At 34.9% G+C, this 4,676-nt stretch carries 3 protein-coding genes; all 3 read left to right on the top strand.

The annotated features are described in order from the left end of the window. On the top strand, positions 1 to 1,844 hold a 1,844-nt coding region (locus AACY61_RS08920), incomplete at its 5' end, for a PAS domain S-box protein (RefSeq protein WP_339611230.1). Beyond that, positions 1,841 to 2,266 carry a response regulator gene (locus AACY61_RS08915; RefSeq protein ID WP_339611229.1) on the top strand — a complete coding sequence of 142 codons (426 nt, stop codon included), beginning with the start codon at positions 1,841 to 1,843 and terminating at the stop codon, positions 2,264 to 2,266. The genes AACY61_RS08920 and AACY61_RS08915, both read left to right, overlap by 4 nt. A gap of 421 nt (positions 2,267 to 2,687) precedes the next feature. After that, complete coding sequence (locus tag AACY61_RS08910; protein ID WP_339611228.1) at positions 2,688 to 4,523, top strand: tetratricopeptide repeat protein; 1,836 nt, start codon at positions 2,688 to 2,690, stop codon at positions 4,521 to 4,523. The last annotated feature ends 153 nt before the right edge of the window (positions 4,524 to 4,676 follow it).

The following is a 4,676-nucleotide window of genomic DNA, read 5'->3' as shown; positions in this document are numbered from 1 at the left end:
GTTTTCAAGACATCAATTCGATGAAAACATCTTCACTTAAAATTCAAGAGATTTTGGGAAGTATTTCTGATGCCTTTTATGCTTTGGACCATCGATGGAACTTTACATACTTCAATAAAGAAGCTGAAAATTTATTAAAAAGAAAGCGTAGTGAAGTATTGGGTAAAAATATCTGGAAAGAATTTGCTCCCGCAAAAGGTACTTCACTGGAAAAGGCATACCGCAAGGTTGTAAAAACGGGTAAACCCCTAAGTTTTGAATATTTATATCCCGGGGATGACAGTTGGTATGAAATCAATGTTTACCCATCAGGCGGCGGGGTTTCTATTTATTTTAAAAATATTGACGAACGAAAAAAAGTTGCATTTAAATTACAACAAGCCTACGAAGAAAAAAACAACATATTGGAAAGTATTGGTGATGCCTTTTTTGCTGTGGATAAAGACTGGATTGTTACCTACTGGAACAAAGAGGCCGAAAAAGTATTGGGTCGCAAACGGGAAGCAATTTTGGGAAAAAACCTTTGGGAAATATTTGCTGATGCCGTTGAATTAGACTTTTACAAGCAGTACCATTTAGCCATGAAAACCGGTAACACTGTCTCCTTTGAAGAGTATTACCCCACTTTAAGCAAATGGTTTGAAGTTTCTGCGTACCCTAATGAGGAAGGGCTTTCAGTGTATTTTAAAGATGTGAGCCTCCGAAAAGAAATCGATATTCAAATTCTACAGGCCAATGAACGTTTTGAAAAGGTAACCCAGGCAACCACTGATGCCATCTGGGACTGGGACTTAGAACAAAATATTCTTTACCGCGGCAATGGTTTTGATAAATTATTTGGATATAATGTAACTAAAAATCTAAAGAAGAAAGACTTTTGGCATGACAAATTTCATCCTGAAGATATAGAAGAGGTCAAAAATAGTCTCGATGAAGCTATCAAAAGTTCCTCTGAAGAATTCTGGAGAAAAGAATACCGCATCATTCATCAAAATGGTGATTTAAAAACTGTTGTCGACAAGGGGGTTATCATCAGGGATGCAAAAGGAAACGCTATCAGAATGGTAGGAGCCATTACAGATATCACCGACCGGATTAAATATGAGCAAGAGCTTCAGGACTTAAACGAACTTTTGAAAGTAAACATCAGAGAGCTGGAAATCACCAATGAACAGCTCGAACAGTTTGCTTTTATTGCTTCCCATGACTTACAGGAGCCCTTACGTATGATTACCAGTTTCTTAAATCAATTAGAAAGAAAATATAAGGATCAACTGGATGAAAAAGCCAATCAATACATTCACTTTGCTACTGATGGTGCGAAAAGAATGAAACAAATCATTCTCGATTTGCTTGAGTATTCAAGAGCCGGAAGAGAACAATATCCCTTGGAAGAAATTGATTTAAACCAATTGATTAAAGACTATAAAATACTAAGAAACACGCTTATTTCTGAAAAAAAAGTTGTCATCCAAACCAAAAATATTAAAAAAATTAAAGCATTTAGTGCCCCCTTAACACAAACCCTGCACAATTTATTGGACAATGCCATCAAATATTCCAAAAAAGGAACCCCTCCAAAGATTACAATTTCCCTTACTGACAAAAAATCCCATTGGCAGTTGAAGGTTGAGGATAACGGAATTGGGATTGATGAACGCTTTTTTGATAAAATTTTTGTTATCTTTCAACGTCTTCATAACAAAGAAGATTTTGACGGAACGGGTATTGGTCTTGCTGTTTCCAAAAAACAGGTAGAATCCTGGGGAGGTAAAATTTGGGTGAAGTCTAAACCCGGAAAAGGGAGTGCGTTTTATTTTACAATCAATAAACCCATACTATGAAACCAGTACACATTTTATTAGTTGAAGACAATGAGGGAGATATTTTACTTACTCTTGATGCATTTGAAGAAAGTAAAATAAAGACCAATATCAGCGTAGTTAAAAACGGTAAGGATGCCTTGGATTTTTTACAAAAACAAGGCGATTTTTCAAACCATGAAAGTCCAGATTTAATACTTTTGGATATCAATATTCCTGTTTTTGACGGGCATGATGTTTTAAATAGTATCAAGAAAGACTCTAAATTAAAGAAAATACCGGTTATCATGCTGACAACTTCTTCTGCTCAAAAAGATATCAATAAGGCCTATGAAAGTCATGCCAACAGTTTTGTAACAAAACCCATTGAGATGGATGACTTTTTAAATGCGATTTTAAAAATTGAAGAGTTTTGGCTTCAATTATCCAAATTAGCAAAATAAAAAAGACCCTCGTCTTTAATTTATAAAACCTTTACTTTTTATTACTTGTACCAACTTTTTTGCCTTTTTTAAATACTATACCGATTTTAAAAAACAACTGGCTCACCCTTTTCAAACTTGTTTAGAAAACTATTTTAAAAATAATAACCAAACAATCTCCCCCGGTCCGGGATCAAGTAAACTCCAAATATTTAAACAAAATACTTTTCCCTTAGCGGTCTTTTGCCATTGGTATTTTTTCAACTGGAATTATCTCTCCAATAAGCTTATGAGATGTTTTTTGTCAACATAAGTTGCTTTTTTCTGCTATATAGTAAATAAATTTTTAATTTTAATTATTGTTATAATGCCCATTCGCTTTTTAATTAATTGCTTTATAAAAAACATTTTACATTTGGGCATTCAGTTAAGATACCAGACCATGAAACTATCTCTCTCTATTATTATAGTATTATTTATTTCTTCACTTTATGCACAAACAGAAAAAATAGAACAGCTTCAAAAAAGCATAGAGCAAACCCTATTTGTCAAACCCAATGAAGCTAAAGCAAGCATTGAAGAGCTTTTGAAGTATAAAAGCAGTTTACCTGATTCGGTAGTCGCATTGGCCTACAGCCAACTGGGTATCAGTGAAAGTCAGTTAGCCCATTATGAAAACGCCCTTGCCGCTTTTGACAAAGGAGTTAAAGCAGCAGAAAAACACCCAAAACTAAAAGCCAACATTTTTATCAATAAAGGAATATCCTTAAGGGCTCAAGGTAATTTTGAAGCCTCTCTTAAAATCCTGGAACAAGCCATGCAGATTCACAGTCAAAGGTTAGACACAATGGGAATTGCCACCGTTTACGGAGAAATGGCCTCCAATTACAATTATATGCTCATGGGTGAAGAAGCAATCATTCATTTAAGAAAAGCACTTGATTTATTAAAAAATTCGAAGGATCCAAAAAAACACATCATCAAGCAAAAGCTTGCAAACGCCTATCTGAATGATGGTAATTATTTGTTTGCCAAAGAATTGTATGAGGAGTTATTACCTATATTTTCTGAACGAAAAGATAATAATTACTATTACACCTTGCTCAACTATGCAGACTGTTTGATGTATCTGGAGGACTATAAAAGTGCAGAATCCATTTTACTGGAAGCGGCTCAGGGTCTTAGGGAAATTGAAAATTATGAGTTTGCCTACTACGCAAAAACCAAATTGGGGACCTTATATAAAAAGAGAGGTCAATACAAAGAGGCACTTCCATTATACAGGGAAGCATATGAAGGCTTAAAAACACAAAAGTCTTCCCGTTTAATGCAGGTTGCCGCAGAATATTTAGAAGTACTTGCAGAAATGGAGGATCCTGTGATGGGGCTTGAGATTATCAATCAGGTGGAAGAGCTCAAAGGTGAACAAATTCAAATCAACGCCCGGGATGAAGCTTCATTTTTAAAAAATGCCATCAGAATCTATGAACAGCGCACAATGTACCGAAGTGCCCTGGAAGCATCCAAAAAAAGATTTATCATTCACGACAGTTTAGAGAAAGCCTCCAATGATTTTAAAATAAAAGAGTTACAGGAAGCCTATCAAAATGAATTGCAACGTGAAAAAAATGATGTTCTAAAAGCCAACAATGAAGTGCTTTCCCTCAAAAACTCCAAACAACGTTCAACGCTCATCATCAGTTTTGTATTGCTGGGACTTTTAGTTTTGTTTGTGTTTTTGCTTTACCGCAACAATAAAATAAAGGAACGCTTTCATCAATTAGAGCTTCGTTCGTTTGAAAATGAGAAGGAATCCATAAGAAAACAACATCAACTTGAAACAGCCCTTGCTCAGGAACAACAAAAACAATTGGAAGCCAAAGAACGTGAAATTACCGCTATGTCTCTTGAAATGGCTGATTTACAAAACAAAATAAAGGGATATATTGGACACGCCGTGCCTGAAAACTCAGAAGTAAAACAGCTTGAAAAAAAAATACAACAAGCTTTCAGGGAAACCAATTACTGGGAAAACTTTAAAAAGAAATTTATTGAAGTCCACCCTAATTTTGGCACCCATTTATTAAAAAAATATCCCCTTTTAAATAAAAATGACCTAAGTTTTTGTTCACTTATCAAACTCAATTTAAGCAACAAAGAAATTGGTACCATTCTAGGCATCAGTCATCACAGTGTCATTTCAAAAAAATACAGGCTCCGGAAAAAGTTAGCCTTACCTGATGATGTTGAATTAGAACAAATCATTCAACAGGTATAAATAAAAAGAGGCTGTCTTTTTTATAGACAGCCTCTTTACAATTTAAATTATTAAACGTCTGGTTATTTTTTAATTAACCTTTTAACCGTTTGTGCTCCATCCCCTTGAATCATCACCATATACACCGCTGATGAGAGTTCGCTCACATCCAGC

It is taken from the genome of uncultured Planktosalinus sp., assembly GCF_963973675.1.
In the GTDB taxonomy this organism is placed as follows: Bacteria; Bacteroidota; Bacteroidia; order Flavobacteriales; family Flavobacteriaceae; genus Planktosalinus.
The sequence above is the reverse complement of the archived record's forward strand: the minus strand, read 5'-3'. Positions and strand labels throughout refer to the sequence as shown.